Annotated in this window: 16 protein-coding genes and 1 riboswitch; of the genes, 14 read left to right on the top strand and 2 right to left on the bottom strand. The window is 62.1% G+C overall.

Annotated elements, in window-relative coordinates:
• Window positions 1–2: 2 nt before the first annotated feature.
• Both GRF63_RS14150 and GRF63_RS14145 read left to right on the top strand, forming a co-directional pair.
• Window positions 3–362 carry a hypothetical protein gene (locus GRF63_RS14150; RefSeq protein WP_160486681.1) on the top strand — a complete coding sequence of 120 codons (360 nt, stop codon included), beginning with the start codon at window positions 3–5 and terminating at the stop codon, window positions 360–362.
• Window positions 363–393: 31 nt separating this feature from the next.
• A complete protein-coding gene (locus GRF63_RS14145; protein WP_160486680.1) occupies window positions 394–894 on the top strand; it encodes a flavin reductase family protein in 501 nt (166 codons plus the stop codon).
• Window positions 895–912: 18 nt separating this feature from the next.
• Here GRF63_RS14145 and GRF63_RS14140 read toward each other — a convergent pair whose 3' ends face one another.
• Window positions 913–1,662 (bottom strand): SDR family NAD(P)-dependent oxidoreductase, encoded by a 750-nt coding sequence (locus GRF63_RS14140; RefSeq protein WP_237392505.1) that lies wholly within the window; start codon window positions 1,660–1,662, stop codon window positions 913–915.
• A 77-nt stretch (window positions 1,663–1,739) separates the two neighbouring features.
• The gene (locus tag GRF63_RS16750) at window positions 1,740–2,858 is read right to left on the bottom strand and encodes a LuxR C-terminal-related transcriptional regulator (RefSeq protein ID WP_160486678.1); all 1,119 of its coding nucleotides are present in this window, start codon (window positions 2,856–2,858) and stop codon (window positions 1,740–1,742) included.
• A gap of 160 nt (window positions 2,859–3,018) precedes the next feature.
• Here GRF63_RS16750 and GRF63_RS14130 point away from each other — a divergent pair, with 160 nt between their 5' ends.
• The 12 genes from GRF63_RS14130 (at window position 3,019) to gcvPB (ending at window position 19,600) form a co-directional block, all read left to right on the top strand.
• Complete coding sequence (locus GRF63_RS14130; protein ID WP_160486677.1) at window positions 3,019–4,830, top strand: amidohydrolase; 1,812 nt, start codon at window positions 3,019–3,021, stop codon at window positions 4,828–4,830.
• A gap of 148 nt (window positions 4,831–4,978) precedes the next feature.
• Window positions 4,979–6,118, top strand: a complete 1,140-nt coding sequence (locus GRF63_RS14125; RefSeq protein ID WP_160486676.1) for an ornithine cyclodeaminase family protein — start codon at window positions 4,979–4,981, stop codon at window positions 6,116–6,118.
• Window positions 6,119–6,147: 29 nt separating this feature from the next.
• Window positions 6,148–6,570 (top strand): RidA family protein, encoded by a 423-nt coding sequence (locus GRF63_RS14120; protein ID WP_160486675.1) that lies wholly within the window; start codon window positions 6,148–6,150, stop codon window positions 6,568–6,570.
• A gap of 38 nt (window positions 6,571–6,608) precedes the next feature.
• Window positions 6,609–7,940 (top strand): NAD(P)/FAD-dependent oxidoreductase, encoded by a 1,332-nt coding sequence (locus GRF63_RS14115; protein WP_160486674.1) that lies wholly within the window; start codon window positions 6,609–6,611, stop codon window positions 7,938–7,940.
• Window positions 7,940–9,382 (top strand): APC family permease, encoded by a 1,443-nt coding sequence (locus GRF63_RS14110; protein WP_160486673.1) that lies wholly within the window; start codon window positions 7,940–7,942, stop codon window positions 9,380–9,382. The genes GRF63_RS14115 and GRF63_RS14110 overlap by 1 nt, the downstream gene beginning before the upstream one ends.
• 15 nt (window positions 9,383–9,397) lie before the next feature.
• Window positions 9,398–10,810, top strand: coding sequence for an aldehyde dehydrogenase family protein (locus GRF63_RS14105; RefSeq protein ID WP_202131755.1), 1,413 nt, complete (start codon window positions 9,398–9,400; stop codon window positions 10,808–10,810).
• Window positions 10,811–10,832: 22 nt separating this feature from the next.
• A complete protein-coding gene (locus GRF63_RS14100; RefSeq protein ID WP_160486672.1) occupies window positions 10,833–11,942 on the top strand; it encodes a class II histone deacetylase in 1,110 nt (369 codons plus the stop codon).
• A gap of 255 nt (window positions 11,943–12,197) precedes the next feature.
• Window positions 12,198–14,675 (top strand): TonB-dependent receptor, encoded by a 2,478-nt coding sequence (locus GRF63_RS14095; RefSeq protein WP_160486671.1) that lies wholly within the window; start codon window positions 12,198–12,200, stop codon window positions 14,673–14,675.
• A 184-nt stretch (window positions 14,676–14,859) separates the two neighbouring features.
• Window positions 14,860–14,958, top strand: a riboswitch (glycine riboswitch).
• A 174-nt stretch (window positions 14,959–15,132) separates the two neighbouring features.
• Window positions 15,133–16,275, top strand: a complete 1,143-nt coding sequence (gcvT, locus tag GRF63_RS14090) for a glycine cleavage system aminomethyltransferase GcvT (RefSeq protein WP_160486670.1) — start codon at window positions 15,133–15,135, stop codon at window positions 16,273–16,275.
• A 1-nt stretch (window position 16,276) separates the two neighbouring features.
• The gene (gene gcvH, locus GRF63_RS14085) at window positions 16,277–16,651 is read left to right on the top strand and encodes a glycine cleavage system protein GcvH (protein WP_160486669.1); all 375 of its coding nucleotides are present in this window, start codon (window positions 16,277–16,279) and stop codon (window positions 16,649–16,651) included.
• Between the two features lie 4 nt (window positions 16,652–16,655).
• The gene (gene gcvPA, locus GRF63_RS14080) at window positions 16,656–18,032 is read left to right on the top strand and encodes an aminomethyl-transferring glycine dehydrogenase subunit GcvPA (protein WP_160486668.1); all 1,377 of its coding nucleotides are present in this window, start codon (window positions 16,656–16,658) and stop codon (window positions 18,030–18,032) included.
• Window positions 18,029–19,600 carry an aminomethyl-transferring glycine dehydrogenase subunit GcvPB gene (gcvPB, locus tag GRF63_RS14075; protein ID WP_160486667.1) on the top strand — a complete coding sequence of 524 codons (1,572 nt, stop codon included), beginning with the start codon at window positions 18,029–18,031 and terminating at the stop codon, window positions 19,598–19,600. Before gcvPA ends, gcvPB begins: the two co-directional genes overlap by 4 nt.
• Window positions 19,601–19,676 lie beyond the last annotated feature (76 nt).

Here is a 19,676-nt window from a genome sequence, read left to right as displayed (position 1 = left end):
CAATGTCATCCGAAACCAAACCTATCCGCGCACTCTTCTGCGGCGCAGTGCTGCAGAACTTCTTCGATCTTCCGGGCGCGGATATCCCCACCGTGCTGAAGGCCACGGGCCAGATGCTGAAGACCATCCACGAAATGCCCGGCGTTACCGTGCTGGGCACGTTCGACGATGATGAAACCATGGTTGGCACATCGCCCAACGGCTGGCCCTGGACATTCTATATCCTGGCCGACGTGGCGGACCGCGATACGGCCATCGCGATCTGCAACCTGTTCCGCACCACGGAGGTGGGGGAATTCCGGCTGTGGAAATATATGCGCGTCGAAGCGCGCCTTGGCCGTGAACTGGTGATGCCGGAATAGCATTCCCACACCCCTTAAAAGGAGAGGCATAATGGCGATCGATCAAACGCTGTTTCGTGAGGCGATGAGCACGCTGGCCGCTTCGGTCACCATCATCACAACCGATGGACCTGGCGGTCGCCACGGCATGACAGCCACGGCCGTGTGCAGCGTAAGCGATGAGCCCGCTACCGTGCTGGCCTGCATCAACCGCACCTCCACCATGAATGCGCGGGTAAAGCAGAACGGGGTGATGTGCCTGAACGTGCTGGGCGGCCATCACCAGGATCTCTCGATGCTGTTCGCCAATCCGCGCATTTGCGTAGAGGACCGCTTCGCAAAGGCCGAGTGGGACCGCTCGATCACCGGCTCTCCGGTGCTCAGCAACGCGCTGATCGCGCTTGATTGCGAGGTGTCGGAGATTACCGAAGTGGGCACTCACTCCGTCTTTTTTGGCAGGCTGACGGATCTGGCGATAGCAACAGAGCATGCGCCGCTTTTGTATTTCGGTCGCGGCTTCCACACACTGAAACCGCAGGGCACCGCCGCCTAGCCAGCGCCCATTCGCCTGTCAGCGGACGTACAGCCCGCCGTTCGCATCAAGGGTGGCGCCTGTCATCGAAGAGGCTTCGCGCGATGCCAGCATCACCGCAAGTTTACCGATAAAGGCAGGGTCACCCAGGTGGCCCACAGGGATCATGTCCGGCATCTTGTCCCGCGCGCCTTCGGGCAGGATCTCGCTCAGCAGCGGCACATCCAGCGGCCCCGGCGCAATTGCATTCACCGTCACGCCATCCTTGGCCAGTTCACGCGCGAACACCTTCGTCAGCGTCACGATACCGCCCTTGGACGCGGCGTAATGCCCGCCCGTGGCTGTGCCGCCATTTTGCGCGGCGAGAGAGGCGATGTTGATGATCCGGCCATAACCCTGGCTGCGCATGTAATCGCCGAACACCTGGCTGCCCAGGAACACGCTGCGCAGGTTGATATCCATCACCGCGCTGAATTCCTCCGGCGAGATATCGAACAGCGGCGTCGTCTTCGTCACCGCCGCGCAGTTCACCAGCACCTCGACAGAGCCGAGCGTGTCACACGCTTCTTCCAGCACGCGCGCGAATGCCGTCTTCTGTGTGACGTCCAGAATAGCGGTGGTGCAGCGATCGGTATCGGGGGCGTGGGCTGCCCGGAAGCCGTCCAGCGCATCCTGCGACAGATCGGTGGCAACGACATGCAGGCCCGAAGCGATAAGCCGCGCCGCAATGGCACCGCCCAATCCGCCGCCGGCCCCTGTTACTATTGCTACGTCTGCGCGCTGCGCCATCGTCATTCTCCTGCTGGTTTCCCGTCATCGGGACTGCGATCAGATAGAATGATTTAACGTGAATATGCAAGTATTCGTCAATTGGAAAACTGGAATATTCCCACTGGGCTGGACAATGTCATCCTTACAAGGTCCGACTGGCGCCGCGCATTCATCTTGGCCATCAGGTTCTTCAGCTGGGATCGCGCGGTGTGGATCGATATGCCTTCCTGGCTGGCATAGCTGGCAGGATCCAGGCCATTGCACAGCCCGACCAGCAAATCCGCCTCTCGCGGGGTGATGGAGAAATAGCGCCGTACCTGCTCTGTCTGCATGATGGGCGTCACACCCTCTGCCCCGAAGGCCAGCAGCACGCGCGGCGCGCAAGCTGCCGGTTCGTCCAGCGCCGGGCCGTGATCACCAAGATGCATGGCATGCACCAGAATCCTGCGCTGCTGTACCGGCAGCTCCATCGGCCCGCTGTTATCGACGCCTGCCTGCAGGATATGCCGCAGCTTTCCAGATGCCATCTGCCCGAAAAACATCTGCCGCGCACTGTCCTGCGGCAACATGCCGACATCCTGAAGCAACTGCCTGCCAGCCGTGTTCACATGCATGATGCGGCCATCAGCATCGCCGATCAGCAGCGGACAGTTCAGCCTGTCTATCGCGCTGCTGACCGCACCCGCCTGATGATTGTTCCGCTCCACCTGTTCCAGCAGCCGCATCGATTCGCGCACATGCGGCATAAGCTCAAACAGCAGATTGCGCGCATCACCATCAAAGCCGCCGCCGCCAACGCGCGCATGCAGCGCCAGGCCAAGTTCGTGCTGCGGCCCGCAGGCAATACGCGCGCCCAGAAATGTGCCCATCTGCACCTTTGCAAGGATAGCCTGCCAGCGCTGGATGTGATCCTGCAACTGGGCCGGAATTGCACTGTCTTCCAGCCATTGAACCTGCGTATCATAGGGGTTCACCACCGAAAGCAGGCGGGGATTTTCAAAGGCATGGTGGCGCGCACTTTCCAGCGGGCGCGGAGTGTTGGAACACCCTTCCTGCCGCGTGATCTGAAGGCCGTCATTCGTGCGGCGAAACCAGTACAGGGTAGCGCAGAAGGCATCGGTCCTGTCCCGTATGCCATCCAGCGCCTCTGCCAGCCGGGAGGGCGCATAACCCGCGCCATATAGGCCGGACAGTATGAGCGGAGTATCAATCACTCCAGAAATGACCTCCGTCGCGTTACAGACTCGTCGTTGGTGCGCAGACAGATTAGGTGAATATTCACGTATGTAAACCGTTTTTGCACCCATTTGGGCGATGCGGGCCGTCGGCTGAGGCCACAGATTGGATGCAGACGCATTTCTGCAAGGAGCCGCAATGTCCTTTCCCCTTACCGTTCAGAACCTTGCCCGTTTCTGCGGGCTGCTTTCCAACCCGGCCCTGCCTTGCCGATTACAGCGGCGCATTGGAACAGCGGCGGCGCTTTTGGCCGCGTCCGGCGTACTGGCAGGTGCGGCACAGGCATCAACGCAGGCGCCAGAACCCGCGCCAGCCGATCTCGTTTTCGTGAACGGCACGGTGCTGACGCCCGATGGCACGGCAGAGGCGGTGGCCGTGCGCAACGGGGTGATCCTTGCCGTAGGGTCCGATGAAGACGTGCTGTCGCTTCCGCACGATGCGGATGGTGTCGTCGACATGGATGGCGCAACGCTGATGCCCGGATTGCACGACGTGCACATTCACCCGCTGATGGGCGGGCTAAGCCTCATCTCCTGCCGGTTCGAGCAGGGTTCACCGCTGGAGGTGGTGCTTTCCACCGTGGCCAATTGCGCAAGCGAGGCCGAGCCTGGCGAATGGATCAGAGGTGGGCAATGGATCGCCGCCGCATTGGGAGACACCGCCCCAGATCGCAGCCTGCTGGACGCGGTATCGCCCGATAATCCCGTTATGCTGAACGACATGTCGATGCATGCATTGTGGGTGAATTCCGCCGCGCTGGAAGCCGCGGGCATCACTGCCGATACGCCCGATCCGGCGGGCGGATTGATCGAACGCGATGGCGACGGCAATCCCACCGGCGTGCTGCGCGAAACGGCGACGAGCCTGGTGGAGCGGATCGCGCCGCCCATCACGCGAGAGATCAATGCAGAAGCGATGCGCGGCGCGATGAACCTGCTGCTGTCCTACGGCGTAACCTCTATCACCGATGCCGTGGCCGCGCCCGATTCGGTGCAGGCCTATCTTGATCTGGCCGATGCCGGTCAATTGCAGATGCGTGTTCGCGGATGCTTTCCCTGGGGGGTGGAGGCCGAAGATCACGCCCTGTTCGACAGCTATATGAACCGCCGCCACGAATTTGACCGCGCGCGTTTCCGGCTGGATTGCGCCAAGACCTTCCTCGATGGCGTGCCCACCGAAGGGCACACGGCGGCGATGCTGCAGCCTTATGAACCGGGACCGGATGGCACGGTGAAAGAGCCAGCGCGTGGCCTCCTGATCCTAGACCCGGCGGAGCTGAATGATTTCACCGCGCGCATGGATGCGATGGGCGTGACGGTGAAGTATCATGCCACGGGAGACTGGGCTGCGCGCGTTGCCTTCGATGCGATCGAACACGCCCGGCTGGCCAATGGGCCGGGTGGCCCAACTCACGATGTGGCGCATCTGACCTATGTCGATAATGCGGACCTTCAGCGGGCCGTGGGGCTTAGGGCGACGCTGGAATATTCGCCTTATCTGTGGTTCCCCACGCCTGTCCTTTCCGATGTGCGAAACGCCATCGGCATGGAAAGGGCGGACCGTACATGGCCCGTGCGCGAAGGGCTGGATACAGGCGCGCTGGTGGTGGCGGGATCGGACTGGGCGGTAATCCCCTCTGCCAATCCGTGGATCGCCATGGAAACGCTGGTGACCCGAAGCATTCCGGGAGAAAGCGATCCGCAGGATGTGAACGGCGCGGCAGAGGCAATCGACATTGCAGAAGCGCTGGAGATCTTCACCATCAACGGCGCGCGCCAGCACGGGTCGGGCGAACTGGTGGGCACGATAGAACCGGGCAAGATCGCCGACCTGATCCTGATCGATCGCAATCCGCTGACGGCGCCGATCACCACCGTGCATGCCACATCGGTGCTGCGCACATATATCGAGGGCGAGCTGGTTTATCAGGCACAAGCCGTTGATAAATAACGCGTAAAAGGCCCGTTGCGACACGTGCAGCAACGTTACAACACAATAGTTGACTTTTCACGTTAATGTGGCAAGTTTTGTTGCGGGAGCCGCCCGCGGTGCAAACCAGTGTTTGTCAGGGCATCGTAGCGTTCAAGGATAAGACCAAATGACTGACCTTCCTGCAATCGACTTCATCTACCTCAACGAAGCCGATATGATTGAAGCCGGTGTCACCGACATGGCCGACTGTGTCGATACCATCGAAGATATGTTCGTGCTGCTGCACACGGGCGATTATCGCATGGCCGGGCCCAACAGCGACAGCCACGGGGCGATGATTACATTCCCCGAATTCTCCCCCTTTCCGACCATGCCTAAGCCAACGGCAGACCGGCGCTTCATGGCCATGCCCGCCTATCTGGGCGGCGATTACGGCACGGCGGGCGTCAAATGGTACGGCTCCAACATTGCCAATCGGGAGAAGGGGCTGCCCCGCTCAATCCTGATGTTCACCCTCAACGATGCCGACACCAGCGCACCGCTGGCCTATATGTCGGCCAATCTGCTGTCCGCCTATCGCACGGGCGCCGTTCCCGGAGTGGGCGCGCGCCACCTTGCGCGCAAGGATTCCCGCGTCGTCGGCCTGCAGGGGCCCGGCGTGATGGGCAAGACGTCCCTGGCCGCGTTCATGGCAACCTGCCCCGCGATCGATACGCTGAAAATCCTGGGCCGCAGCCAGAAGAGCATCGATGGCTTCATCGCCTGGACGCGCGAGGAATATCCGCAGATCACCGAAATCGAAATGGTCGACGATCTGGAAACGCTGTGCCGCGATGCGGATATCGTCACCTATTGCTCGTCCGGAGAGACGGGCGACCCGAAGAAATATCCCCTCGTCAAACGCGAATGGCTGAAAGCTGGCTGCTTCCTGTCCATGCCTGCCTATTGCGAGATCGACGCAGGCATGGAGCAGGCCGATGTCCGCAAGGTGATGGACAATATCGGTCTCTACAAGGCCTGGTTCGAGGAGGTTCCCCGCCCTGCCCACAACCATATCCCCGTGATCGGCGTGCGCTTCATGGACATGATCGAGCAGGGCAAGATGACGGAAGACCAACTGGAAGATCTCGGCGCGATCTGCGCCGGAGACTCGCCGGGCCGCAACAATGACGAGGAAATCATCATCCTGTCCGTCGGCGGCATGCCGGTGGAGGACGTGGCCTGGGGCACCAAGATTTATCGCAATGCAATCGCTCGCGGCATCGGCACCAAGCTGAAGCTGTGGGACGAACCCGTCCTGCGTTGAGCGCGGCGACGAGACAGGAGCCAATGGCCATGACCAAGATCACCAGGGTAAAATCCGGCAGCAAGCTGGAAGAGTTTTCCAGCTATTCACGCGCCGTGGCAGTGGGTGACTGGATCTTGTTATCCAACACCGCCGGGCGCAATCCTGACACGCAGGAAATTCCCGAAGACCTGCTGGAGCAGACGCACCAGGTTTTCACCAATATAGAGCGCGCGCTGGAAGCCGTAGGTTCGGGCCTGGCGGATGTGGTGCAGACGCGGGTGTATCTGAAATCCGCAGACGATGCCTATGCGGTGATGGAAGTGCACGGCGCGAAATTTCGCGGCATCGATCCTGTCACCACCGTCACCTGCCCGCCGATGGCATCCGATGCCTACAAGGTGGAAATCGAGGTGACGGCCTGGCGCGGCGCGGCGGATTTGCCAGCCGAAACCGTCTCGCTGGCGCGCTGAGGGATGCCCATGATCACCCCCAGGCAAGGATAGGCCCCATGCCGGCCCCAGCCATATCCCCCGTCACCACGTCGCAGGAAATGCCGCGCTCCACCAGCGTGGCGATCATCGGCGGCGGGATCGTGGGGCTGACGGCGGCGCTCACCTTGGCAGAGCGGGGGATACCCGCCGTGGTGCTGGAAAAGGGCCGGATTGCCGCAGAACAATCGTCCCGCAATTTGGGCTGGATCCGCAAGACCAACCGCGCCGTGGCCGATGTGCCAATCGCCGCCGCGGCGGACACTCTGTGGGCAAAAATGCCGGAACGCGTCGGCTCCGATCTTGGCTATCGCCGCAACGGCATCATGTTCGTTGCTGGCAGCGACGCTGAGATGGCAATGTACAGCAACTGGGTCGAGGCGGCGCGCGAAGTCTCCCCCGACAGCCGCCTGCTGACCGCAGACGAGGTGGACGCGCTGGTTCCGGGCGGAACGGTGCGCTGGCAGGGCGGCGTCTACACCCCCAGCGATGGCTATGCCGAGCCGACGCTGGCCAGTTCCATGATCGCCCGCGCCGCCATGGAAAAAGGCGCACAAATTATCGAGAACTGCGCGGTGCGCACCCTTTCCACCAGTGGCGGGCAGGTGCGCGGCGTGGTGACGGAGCGGGGCGAGATCGCGGCCGATCACGTTATCCTGGCAGGCGGCATGGGATCGCGGCGGTTCCTGGACAATCTGGGCGTGGCGTACCCCACGCTGCCGCTGATCTGCTACGCCCTGCGCACAGCCCCGATGGACGGGCCGACCGATATCGCCGTGGGCGCGCCGGACTTCTCATTCCGCAAGCATGCCGATGGCGGCTTCGTCATCACCCACCGCGCCGCTCTGGGCGCGCCGATCACGCTGGATCACCTGCTGATCGGGACGAAATACTGGGGTATGCTGAAGCACGCGGCAGGCATGCTGCGCTATCAACTGGGTAAGCCGTTTCTGGATGACTGGAACAGCCCGCGGCGCTGGACCGGGGACAGCACATCCCCCTTTGAACTGACACGCATCACCGATCCCGACGCCAATGCGGATATCGCGCGAGAGGCTTTGGCCAATTGCGCTGCCGCCTGGCCCGCCTTCGCCAAGGCCGAAATCGCGCAAAGCTGGGCCGGAACGATGGATATAACGCCGGACAACAATCCGGTGATTGACGAGGTTGCCGCGAAGCCCGGCCTAACCCTTGCCACAGGGTTTTCGGGCCACGGCTTTGGCACCGGGCCAGCCGCAGGCCAGCTCGCCGCCGATATTGCCACCGGTCACGCCCCGCTAGTCGATCCCGCCCCCTACCGTCTTTCGCGCTTCACCGCCCGATCTGCCGGCGCTGACAGCAAGGAACCCTGATGTCCCACGATACGCCCCACGCAAGCGATGGCGCTGGAAAGCTCGCCAGGAACTCCATCAGCCTTACCCACATCGTGTTCTTCGTGATTGCCGCGGCCGCGCCGCTGGCAGCGGTGATCGGGGCCACGCCTGCCGGCTTTGCCTTCGGCAATGGCGCCGGGGTGCCCGGTGCCTTTGTGCTGGTTGGCGTATTGTATCTGGTGTTCATATCCGGCTTCACCGCCATGACCCGCTATGTCGGCGATTCAGGGGCCTTTTACGTCTATATCGCCAAGGGGCTGGGATGGCCCGCTGGCGTTGGCGGGGCGATGATCGCCATCGTCACCTACACCGCTATCCAGATCGCCATCTATGCGCTGTTCGGCGTCTTCCTTGGCGGCACCCTTGCCCGCTTCGGGCTGGATCTGCCGTGGTGGGCCTGCGCGCTTGGTGCCGTTGTGCTGGTGTTCGCCCTTGGCCAGCGCAACGTCGCGCTGAGCGGGCGGGTTCTGGGCCTGTGCCTTGTGGCAGAGGTTGCCGTGCTGATGGTGCTCAACATTTCCATCGTGCTGTCGGGCGGCGGGCCGGAAGGGCTGGGCTTCACCTCCTTCGCGCCCGACACCGTACTGGTGCCAAGCCTGGGCGTGACGCTGGTGTTCGTGGTGGGGTCCTTCATCGGGTTCGAGGCGGCGACCATCTTTGCAGGAGAGGCTGAAAACCCGGAACGCACAATCCCGCGCGCCACCTATATCGCCGTCTCCCTGATCGCGCTGTTCTACGCCTTTTCCACCTGGTCCGTGGTGCAGTTCTACGGGCCGACGCAGGTTTCCGCCGCCGCGCTGGGGGATCTAGATAATTTCTACTTCAACGCCGTTGCCGAAAAGCTGGGCGGCTGGGCGGTAGAGCTTACCAATGTGCTGCTGATCACCAGCCTGTTTGCCTGCGTTCTTTCCATCCACAGCACCATCGCCCGCTATCTGCACGCCATGGGCAGCGAAGGCATTCTGCCCCGCGCCCTTACCCGCGTGCATCCCCGCCACGGCTCTCCCTATATCGCTGGCGCCGTTCAAAGCGGCATGGCTGCGCTGATCGTGCTGGCCTTCATGCTGGGCGGGCAGGACCCCTATAGCGTGGTGTTCGCCTGGATGGCGGCGCTGGGCGTGATCGGCATTCTTGCTGTGCAGGTGCTGGTATCGCTGGCGGTGATCGTGTTCTTCCGCGGGCCGGAGCATTCGGGCGGGTTGTGGGCCACCGTGCTTGCCCCTGCCCTTTCGATCATCGGCCTGATTGCGCTGCTGTGGCTGGTGGTGACCAACCTTACCCAGCTGGCCGGATCGGACAGCCCCGTGGTCAACGCCTTCCCCTATGTGATTGTTACCGTCGGCCTGGTTGGCGCGGCTCTTGCCATGCGGCGCAAATCGACGCGCCATCCGGCCACCCCCCTCACCCAAGAAGCGAGCTGATCGCTGGAGATTGCTATGGAAAATCAGGAATACGCCATGTTCATCGACGGAGCAAAGCATCCGGTAAGCGAGACTTTCAGCGTATATAATCCGGCAACCGGCGAGATCGTGGGCGAGGCGCCGCAAGCCAGCGCAGCCGATCTGGAAACAGCAGTGGCGGCAGCCAAGGCCGCCTTCCCCGCATGGGCCGCCACGCCCGATGCCGATCGCGCGGCGGCCTGCCTCGCCATTGCGGACAAGGTGGATGAGCATGCCGAGGAACTGGCCCGGCTGATCACCATGGAGCAGGGAAAGCCGCTGGGCGGTGTCGGCTCCCGCTTCGAAGCTGGCGGAATTGCCGCCTGGGCGCGCTACACCTCCAGCATCGCGGCAGGGGAGCAGACGCTGGCAGAGGGGGACGGCGGCAATGTAGCCGTCCATCGCAAGCCTATTGGCGTGGTGGGATCGATAACGCCGTGGAACTGGCCTGCGCTGATTGCCACCTGGCACATCCTGCCTGCCATCCGCACCGGCAATACGGTGGTCGTGAAGCCTTCTCCCTACACGCCGCTTTCCACGCTGCTGCTGGTGGAACTGATGAACCAGGTGCTGCCCGCAGGCGTGGTGAACGTGGTGACAGGGGATGACAAGGCCGCCAATCTCGGCGCGCTGATGTCTGCGCACAAGGATGTGCGCAAGATCATATTCACCGGCTCTACCGCCACGGGCAGCAAGATTGCCGCCACCGCCGCCCCGATGATGAAGCGCCTGACGCTGGAACTGGGCGGGAACGATGCAGGCATCGTGCTGCCCGATGTCGATCCCGCCGCCATTGCCGAAGGGCTGTTCTGGGCAGGTTTTATCAACATGGGCCAGACCTGCGCCGCGATGAAGCGGCTGTATGTGCATGAGGATGTGTATGACGCGGTGTGCGATGCGCTGGTCAGCTATGCCGCCAATATTCCCATGGGCAACGGGCTGGACGAAGGTTCGGTCATGGGGCCGATCGCCAACCGGATGCAGTATGACAAGGTGAAGGCTCTGGCAGATGCCGGTGCGAAGGAAGGCCGCGTGTTGCTGGGCGGCGGGGAACACGATGGATTGTTCTTCCCCCTCACCATCATCGCCGATCTCGACAATGGCAACCCGCTGGTGGACGAGGAGCAGTTCGGCCCGGTGCTGCCCATCATCAAATATTCCGACGTCGAGGATGCCATAGCCAAGGCAAATGCGCTGGAAACCGGCCTGGGCGGCTCCGTCTGGTCCAGCGATACAGAGGCTGCCAAGGCGGTGGCGCAGCGCCTGGAATGCGGCACCGTGTGGATCAACCAGCACGGCATGATCCGCCCCGATGCGCCATTCGGCGGAACGAAGATGTCCGGCATCGGCGTGGAGTTCGGGCAGGAGGGCCTGCACGCCTACACCGATATCCAGACCATGATTTCCTGATCCACAACGAAAGAGGCGAGCAATGGCGAGAACAGGCTTCTTCACCGACGAAAAGACATTCTGGCACACCGGCGGCATGCATGCGCTGGTGATGCCGGTGGGCGGATGGGTGCAGCCCCCATCGGGCGCGGCCTTTGCTGAATCGCCCGATTCAAAACGTCGCCTGCTGTCGCTGATCCAGGTGTCGGGCCTGGCGGCAAAGCTGGACATGCGCTCTGCAGAACCGGTGACGCGGGAGGACATGGCGCGCATCCATCCCGCCACCTATCTGGATGCATTCCAGCAGTTGAGCGATACGACCGGCGGCGATCTTGGCGTGACCGCGCCCTTCGGCGCCGGATCGTTCGAGATTGCCGCGCTTTCGGCCGGGCTTGCGAAAGGCGCGATGGACGCGGTGCTGCGTGGCGAGATTGAGAACGCCTATTCCCTCTCCCGACCGCCGGGCCACCATTGCCTGCCCGATACGCCGATGGGCTTCTGCCTGCTGGCCAACATCCCTATCGCGGTGGAGGCGATGCGCGCCAGGCATCAGCTGGGCCGGGTCGCGATTATCGATTGGGACGTGCATCACGGCAATGGCACGCAGACGATCTATTACGAAGATCCCGATACGCTCACCATTTCCCTGCATCAGGATCGCTGCTTCCCGCCCGGCTATTCCGGCACGGACGAACGCGGCAGCGGCAAGGGCGAGGGTGCCAATATCAATATCCCGCTGCTGCCGGGCGGCGGCCATGCCTCCTACATGGCGGCGATGGAGCGGATCGTGGTCCCCGCGCTTGAACGTTTTCGCCCTGAATTGATCGTGATCGCCAGCGGCCTCGATGGCTCTGCGGTTGATCCGCTGGCGCGCATGCAACTGCACAGCGAAAGCTATCGTGCCATGACGCGCGCGATGGTGGAGGCCGCGCAAACCCTGTGCGGAGGCCGATTGGTGGGCGTGCATGAAGGCGGTTATGCTGAAGCCTATGTGCCGTTTTGCGGCCATGCGCTGGTGGAGGCGCTGGCGGATGAAAGCTGCGGCGTGGAAGATCCTTTCCTGGAGCTGGCCCTGCAATGGCAGCCAGAGCCGCGCTTTGACGCGCTGCAATCGCAGATCATTGACGAGATAGCCGCCGCTCACGGCCTTTAGGCCGAGCCTGAACCAGTTCCCCCCAGGCCGGGTGGAGATAACCCTCCCCCGGCCACCCCACCATTTGCGGCCACTTTTGCGCGACAGAACAGCGCCTGTGCCAAATTTGCCACATTACGTGATATATCACGTTAAATTGATCACATACCGCAAATAGGTGTTGTCACGTTCTCCACCGCGATTAGCCTGTTTTACGGTTTAATGACATTCAGATGTCCAAAAATATTGCCGCTCAAACATGAGGAATTAAATCCAATGTTCACGCAAATGCCCAAGCCAAAGCTCGCCGCCCTTCTCGCCAGCACAGCGTCTGTCGCAATGCTCGCCACCCCTGCCCTTGCGCAGGACACGGCACCTGAGGACGAACCCGCAACCGCACCGGCCCGGACAAATTCGCTCGATACCATCGTGGTGACAGCCCAGAAGCGGCAGCAGAGCGCGAATGACGTGGGCATCACCCTTTCGGCATTCTCTGGCGATTCGCTGGTGGATCGCGGCGTGCAGGATGCAGGGGATCTGGCGCTGATCACACCCGGCCTCACCGTGTCGGACACAGGGCCAACGGGCCTGCCGGTCTACACGCTGCGCGGCGTCGGCTTCCAGGATTACTCCACCGCCGCCGCTTCCACCGTGGGCCTGTATTTCGATGGCATTTCGGTGCCTTACACCGTGATGAGCCGGGGCGCGGTGTTCGATCTTCAGCGGGTGGAGGTGTTGAAAGGGCCACAGGGTGATCTTTATGGCCGCAACACGACTGCCGGCCAGATCAACTATATCAGCAACCAGCCGACCGAAACGCTCGACGCCAATATCAGCCTCGGCCTCTCCAGCTTTGAAACGCTGGATGTAAACGGCCATGTGAGCGGAGCGATCGCCGATGGCGTGCGCGGACGCCTGGCCTTCACCACCACCCAATCCGGCAAGGGCTGGCAGAAAAGCCTGACACGCGATGGTGACACGCTGGGTCGGCAGAATGTCTATGCGGTGCGTGGATTGCTCAGCATCGATGTGGGCGAAGGCCAGCTGGATCTGAAGGCGCAGTATCTGCGCGATCAATCCGAAAACAAGGCGAACACCACCTATAACGGCACGCTTGTGGGCGATGAGGAATTCGCCCTGCCCTATGTCCAGCTGTTTCCCTATCTCGTGGCTGGCGAAGATCCGCCGTGGTATTCCACCGGAGATAACCAGGCCGCCGACTGGAGCACGACCTGGACCGATGGCCTAGGCGTCACCCGCAATGTGACCCCGCGCCGCGATAACGAGCTTATCAACCTTGCCGCGCAGTTCGAATATCCGCTCAGCGACGATATCTCGATCACCTCGCTCACCGGGTACGACAAGTTCGATCGCGTCGAATATGGCGATGCCGACGGTGCCCCTTCGGTTGACAGCAACACCTATCAGGAAAGCGCCATCGAGGTGTTCTCGCAGGAATTGCGCCTGAACGGTGAATTTGGCCGGCTCAACTGGGTGGCGGGCCTCTATTATTCGTGGGACAGCGTGGATGAGTATTACAAGCTCATCATGCCGGATTCCTTCTATGGCAATGCCGCCTTCGTCTTCGGCGCGGTGGATGCGCCGTTCTACAACACGCCGGTGCTGGCGCTGGATACCGATTATTACCAGGAAACCACGTCCAAGGCGGCCTTCGTCCATTTGGAATACGAAGTGCTGGACGGGCTGCGCCTGATCGGCGGGCTGCGTTACACCGATGAAAAGCGCACCTGGACCGGCTGCACCGATGATACCGGCGATGGATCGCTGGCAGCCTTCATCAACGGCCAGTTCGGTGCCACGCTGAGCGCGGGCGATTGCGCCACCATCGACGATATCCCCACGTCCGACACCTATATCTTCGATCTGCTGGGCACGCCTGACGTCAACCAGGCCTTCCACGATTACACGCAGACGATCCGCATGAAGCGCTGGATGTACAAGCTGGGCATGGATTACCGCATCACGCCCGATGTCCTCACCTATGCCACCTTCAGCCACGGCGTGAAATCCGGCGGTTTCAACGGTGCTGCATCCAACACCACCTCGCAGCTGGAAGCATATGAGCCAGAGACGCTGGATAGCTATGAAGTGGGGCTGAAATCCACGCTGCTAAATGATTCCATGCAGCTCAACCTCTCGGCCTTCTACTATGATTACCGCAACAAGCAGGAGCCGGGTCTGGCCGTCAGCTTCGTGGGCAATATCAGCGGTATCGACAACGTGCCCAAGTCAGAGATCATCGGTGCCGAAATCGACATGCAATGGTCCCCCACCTACGGCCTCAACCTGTTCCTTGGCGCAACCTATCTGCATACCGAGATCAAGGAATGGGATGCGGTATCCAACGCCAGCGTATGGCCAAACGTGGTGACTTTCGATGCATCCGGCCTGCCGCTGGCGCAGGCACCGCAATGGCAGCTTAACGGCGGGGTCGACTATAATTTCGAAGTCAGCAATTCGCTGCTTCTGGGCTTCGGCTTCGATGCGAATTACAAGGACGATACCAGCGGCAACGTGGCACGCGGGGTTTACGCCGATACCGAAGCCTACACGGTGGTGAACGCGCGCCTTTACCTTGGCGATATCGACGAAGCCTGGAAGGTCACGCTGTGGAGCAAGAACCTGTTCGACGAATATTACTATCCCGCCGCACTCTATGCCGGAAACGGCCCCTATGTGCGTAGCGTGGGCAAGCCCCGGACAGTTGGCGTAACCGCCTCGTTCGACTTCTAGACGCGATCGCAAGCGACATGGCCGGAAGCCACCGGCTGTAGCTGGGCCCGGAAGCGCAACTGTCGCTTCCGGGCCCAATTGCATTTGGTCTGATAAACCATCGTTTCGCGATTGACCGGGCCCGTTCATTGCACCAAAGGGGACTCGCTTGTCGATTCGCATATGTGAAAATATATGCAGGTCGGCTGGACGCGCGGGAGAGTGTCTTGGCATCTTCCCGTCAAGGACGCCGAAGGAGCAACCGCCCCGGAAACTCTCAGGCGAAATGGACCGCGCGATCAGTTCAGGCACTCTGGAAAGCGCTTGCCGATAACAAAGCACGGCAAGCCACCGAAGGGGTAAGCGCAGGCCTTGTTTTGCAGGGCCGGTGTCAAGTCTCTCAGGTTTCCCGACAGAGGGGGCGTGGTGAAAGGTCCCGCATTTCGGGAACTGCCAAGCCGCGTCCGGAACCTGTACGATGAGCGAAACACAAGATTTTGAAGACCTGCCGCCGGAAAAGCTGCCACTGGACCAGTGGCACCGCGATCACGGCGCACGCATGGTGCCCTTTGCCGGGTATGAGATGCCGATCCAATATGAAGGCATCAAGGCAGAGCACGAGTGGACGCGCAGCAAGGCCGGCCTGTTCGATGTCAGCCACATGGGCCAGCTGATCGTCAGCGGCGATGGTGCGGGTGCGGCGCTGGAAGCCATCCTGCCTGCCAGCCTTGCCTCCCTGAAACCCGGCCACATCCGCTATTCCCTGCTGCTGAACGAAAGCGGCGGCATTCTGGACGATCTGATGGTGACCAACTCCAGCCGGGACGGCGTGGAGGCATTCACGCTGGTGGTGAACGGCGCGATGAAGTGGGACGATATCGGCTGGCTGCGCGAACACTTGCCGGACGACATCACGATGAACCACCTTGCCGACAGCGCCCTGCTCGCCCTGCAAGGCCCCGAAGCTGCCGCAGCGCTGGAGCGTGTTATTCCCGGCTGCACCGATGATCTGTATTTCATGCAGAGCACGCAGGCAGAATGGAACGGCGTAGAGGTCGGCATCGCGCGATCGGGCTATACCGGGGAGGACGGCTTTGAAATCAGCCTGCCCGCCAGCCACGCGGCAAAGCTTGCCGATGCCCTCTTGGAAATAGATAGCGTAAAGCCCGCCGGACTCGGCGCGCGCGACAGTCTGCGGCTGGAGGCGGGGCTGCCTCTTTACGGCCATGACCTTACCGAGGAAACCGATCCCGTCAGCGCGGGGCTGGGCTTTGCTCTTACCAAATCGCGTCGGGAGAGCGGCGGCTTCATCGGCCACGATGCCTGCATGGCGCGGCTGGCGATGGATGGCAGCGCGCAGGTCCGCGTCGGCCTGACACTGGAAGGCCGGCTGCCAGCACGCGAAGGCGCGACGGTGCATTGCGGCGATGCCATGATCGGCACCGTCACCAGCGGCGGGTTCTCGCCCACGCTCGGCCACCCGATCGCCATGGCCTACATCGACAGCGAACACGCCGAAATCGGCACGCAGCTTTCCATCGAGGTTCGCGGGCGATCCCTGCCCGCGACTGTCACTTCCCTGCCCTTCGTCCCCCACAATTATGCCCGCAAAGGAGCCTGAGATGCCACGCTATTTCACCGAAGAACACGAATGGATCGACATCGAAGGCGACACCGCCACCATCGGGATCACCGATTACGCGCAGGCCCAGCTGGGTGACATCGTCTTTGTCGAAACGCCGCAATCCGGCACCGAACTTGCCAAGAGCAAGGAAGCCGCCGTCGTCGAAAGCGTGAAGGCGGCAAGCGACGTCTACGCGCCGATTTCCGGCACCGTGACCGAAGGCAATGCCGCGCTGGAGGAAGAGCCGGAACTGGTGAACTCTAGCCCCGAAGACGAGGGCTGGTTCTTCCGCATGAGCATCTCGGACACAGCAGAGCTGGAGGGATTGATGGACGAAGCTGCCTACAAGGCATTCTGCGAAGGGCTGGACTGACCCGATGCGTTACCTCCCCCTCACCGATATTGACCGCGGGGCCATGCTGGAAAAGATCGGCGCCCCGTCCATCGATGCGCTGTTCGATGATGTTCCCGCAGAGCATTACCTGGATGGCCCCATCGAAGGCCTGCCCGCCCATGCGGGCGAGATGGCGGTTGAAAAGCACATGCGGCGGCTTTCGAAGCAGAACCTGGCAGCTGCAGATGCGGCGTTTTTCTGCGGCGCGGGGGCCTATCGCCACCATGTGCCCGCCACCGTGGATCACATCATCCAGCGCGGCGAGTTCCTGACAGCCTACACGCCCTACCAGCCCGAAATCGCGCAGGGCACACTGCAGATGCTGTTTGAATTCCAGACGCAGGTTGCACGCCTTTATGGCGGCGCGATTGCCAATGCATCGATGTATGATGGCTCCACCGCGTGCTGGGAAGCGATCGTGATGGCCGCGCGGCTCACGAAGCGGCACCGCATCCTGATGAGCGGCGGCGTGCATCCGCACTACGTATCTGTCGCGCAGACGATGGCGCGCTTCACGCCGGGCCATGTCGAATATGACCTGCCCGTGCCCAACGCCAACCCCGGCGATGACGATATCATCGCGCGCATCGATGACGAGACGAGCTGCGTCGTGGTGCAATATCCTGACATATTGGGCCGCATCCCCGATCTTCAGAAAATCGCCGATGCCGCGCATGAAAAGGGCGCGCTGCTGATCGTGGTGAATACAGAACCTGTCGCCCTTGGCGCGCTGGAGGCTCCCGGCAATCTGGGCGCGGATATCGTGGTGGGTGAAGGCCAGTCCATCGGCGTGGGCCTGCAATTTGGCGGTCCATATCTTGGCCTGTTCGCCATCACCAATCCCAAGCATGTGCGGCAGATGCCCGGCAGGCTTTGCGGCGAAACGGTGGACGCGGATGGCAAGCGAGGCTTCGTGCTCACCCTCTCCACCCGTGAACAGCATATCCGGCGCGAGAAGGCGACGAGTAACATCTGCACCAACAGCGGATTGTGTGCGCTAGCCTTTTCCGTTCACATGACCTTGCTGGGCGAGAAGGGATTGAGGGCACTGGCGGCGGAGAACCACCGCCTTGCCTGCCGCGCTGCCGATCGATTGGCGCAGGTGCCCGGCGTGAAAGTGATGAACGATACGTTCTTCAATGAATTCACGCTGATGCTGGATACTGAAACCCGCCCACTGGTGCGCGATCTGGCGACGAAGGGCGTGCTGGCCGGCGTATCGCTGGGCCGCCTTTTCCCCGATGGCGACGGACGCGAGAACGGTCTGCTCGTCACCGTGACGGAAACCAACACGGACGATGATATCGAGGCTTTGGCCACCGCCCTGGAGCAGGCGATCGGCGCGGAGAAAGCGGCATGAACACGATGAACCAGAGCGGCTGGAAACCCGGCACCCCCGTCGCCGCGACAGGCGATGCGGACTACCCCACCGTCACCGGCAACAAGGCGCTGATGCTGGAAGAACGGCTGATCTTCGAGCTGGGCACGCCAGATACCTGCGGGGTTGATCTGCCCGAACCTGACACCGATGCGCCAAACCGGCTGGGCAAATTTGCCCGCAAGCAGCCGATGGATCTGCCCGGCCTTTCCGAGCCGGAAACCGTGCGCCATTACACGCGCCTCAGCCGCCAGAACTATGCCATCGATCTTGGCCTGTTCCCGCTGGGCAGCTGCACCATGAAGCACAACCCGCGCCTGAACGAGAAGGTGGCGCGCATGCCCGGCTTTGCCGATGTGCATCCGCTGCAACCCGTGGACACGATCAAGGGCGCGCTGGGCGTGATTGATGAGCTGTCGCACTGGCTGATCGAGCTGACCGGGATGAGCGCCGTTGCCATGAGCCCCAAGGCAGGCGCGCATGGCGAATTGTGCGGCATATTGTGCATCCGTGCCGCGCTGGAAGCACGCGGCGATGCACGCAAGGTGGTGCTGGTGCCTGAAAGCGCCCACGGCACTAATCCCGCCACCGCGGCCTTCGCCGGTTACGAGGTGGAGAATATCCCCGCTGGCAAGGATGGCCGGGTGGATCTGGCGGCGCTGAAGGCGCGGCTTGGCCCCGATGTGGCGGGCGTGATGATCACCAACCCCAACACCTGCGGCCTGTTCGAACGCGACATGAAAGCCATTTCGGACGCGGTGCATGATGCGGGCGGACTGGTGTATTGTGACGGCGCGAATTTCAACGCCATCATGGGCCGTGTGCGTCCTGGCGATCTTGGCGTGGATGCCATGCACATCAATCTGCACAAGACGTTCTCCACCCCGCATGGCGGCGGTGGCCCCGGCTCCGGCCCGGTGGTGCTGTCAGAAGCGCTGGCTCCGTTTGCACCCCTGCCCTTCGTGACGAAGGATGCGGGCACTGGCGAGATCCACCTCGTGGAAGAGGAAAACGTGGGCGATGAGTTCCCCGGCAGCTTTGGCCGGATGACGGCGTTTCACGGCCAGATGGGCATGTTCACCCGCGCGCTGACCTACATCCTCAGCCACGGCGCGGATGGTCTGCGGCAAGCCTCCGGCGATGCGGTACTGAATGCGAACTACCTGCTGCGCAGCCTGGATGATGTGCTGGATGCACCCTTCGGCGATGCCGGGCACTGCATGCACGAGGCATTGTTTAGCGATCATGGCTTCGCCGAGGGGACGTCCACGCTCGATCTGGCGAAGGGCCTGATCGATGAGGGTTTCCACCCGATGACGATGTACTTCCCGCTGGTGGTGCACGGCGCGATGCTGGTGGAGCCGACAGAGACGGAGAGCAAGGCCGTGCTGGACCAGTTCGCCACGGCCATGCGTTCCCTGGCGGAACGCGCAAAGGCCGGTGACGAGACGTTGCAAACCGCGCCGCACCACGCCCCGCGCGCAAGGCTGGACGAGGCGCAGGCTGCGCGCAAGCCCGTGCTGGCGTGGCAGAGGCCGGAAGGCGAATAAGCCCTCCTCACAATGCCCATAATAAAAGGGCGGCAGATCCTTACCGATCTGCCGCCCTTTTCGCTTTCCGGCTTTC

This window comes from Aurantiacibacter rhizosphaerae, from assembly GCF_009807005.1.
Taxonomy (GTDB): Bacteria; Pseudomonadota; Alphaproteobacteria; order Sphingomonadales; family Sphingomonadaceae; genus Alteraurantiacibacter; species Alteraurantiacibacter rhizosphaerae.
The sequence above is the reverse complement of the archived record's forward strand: the minus strand, read 5'-3'. Positions and strand labels throughout refer to the sequence as shown.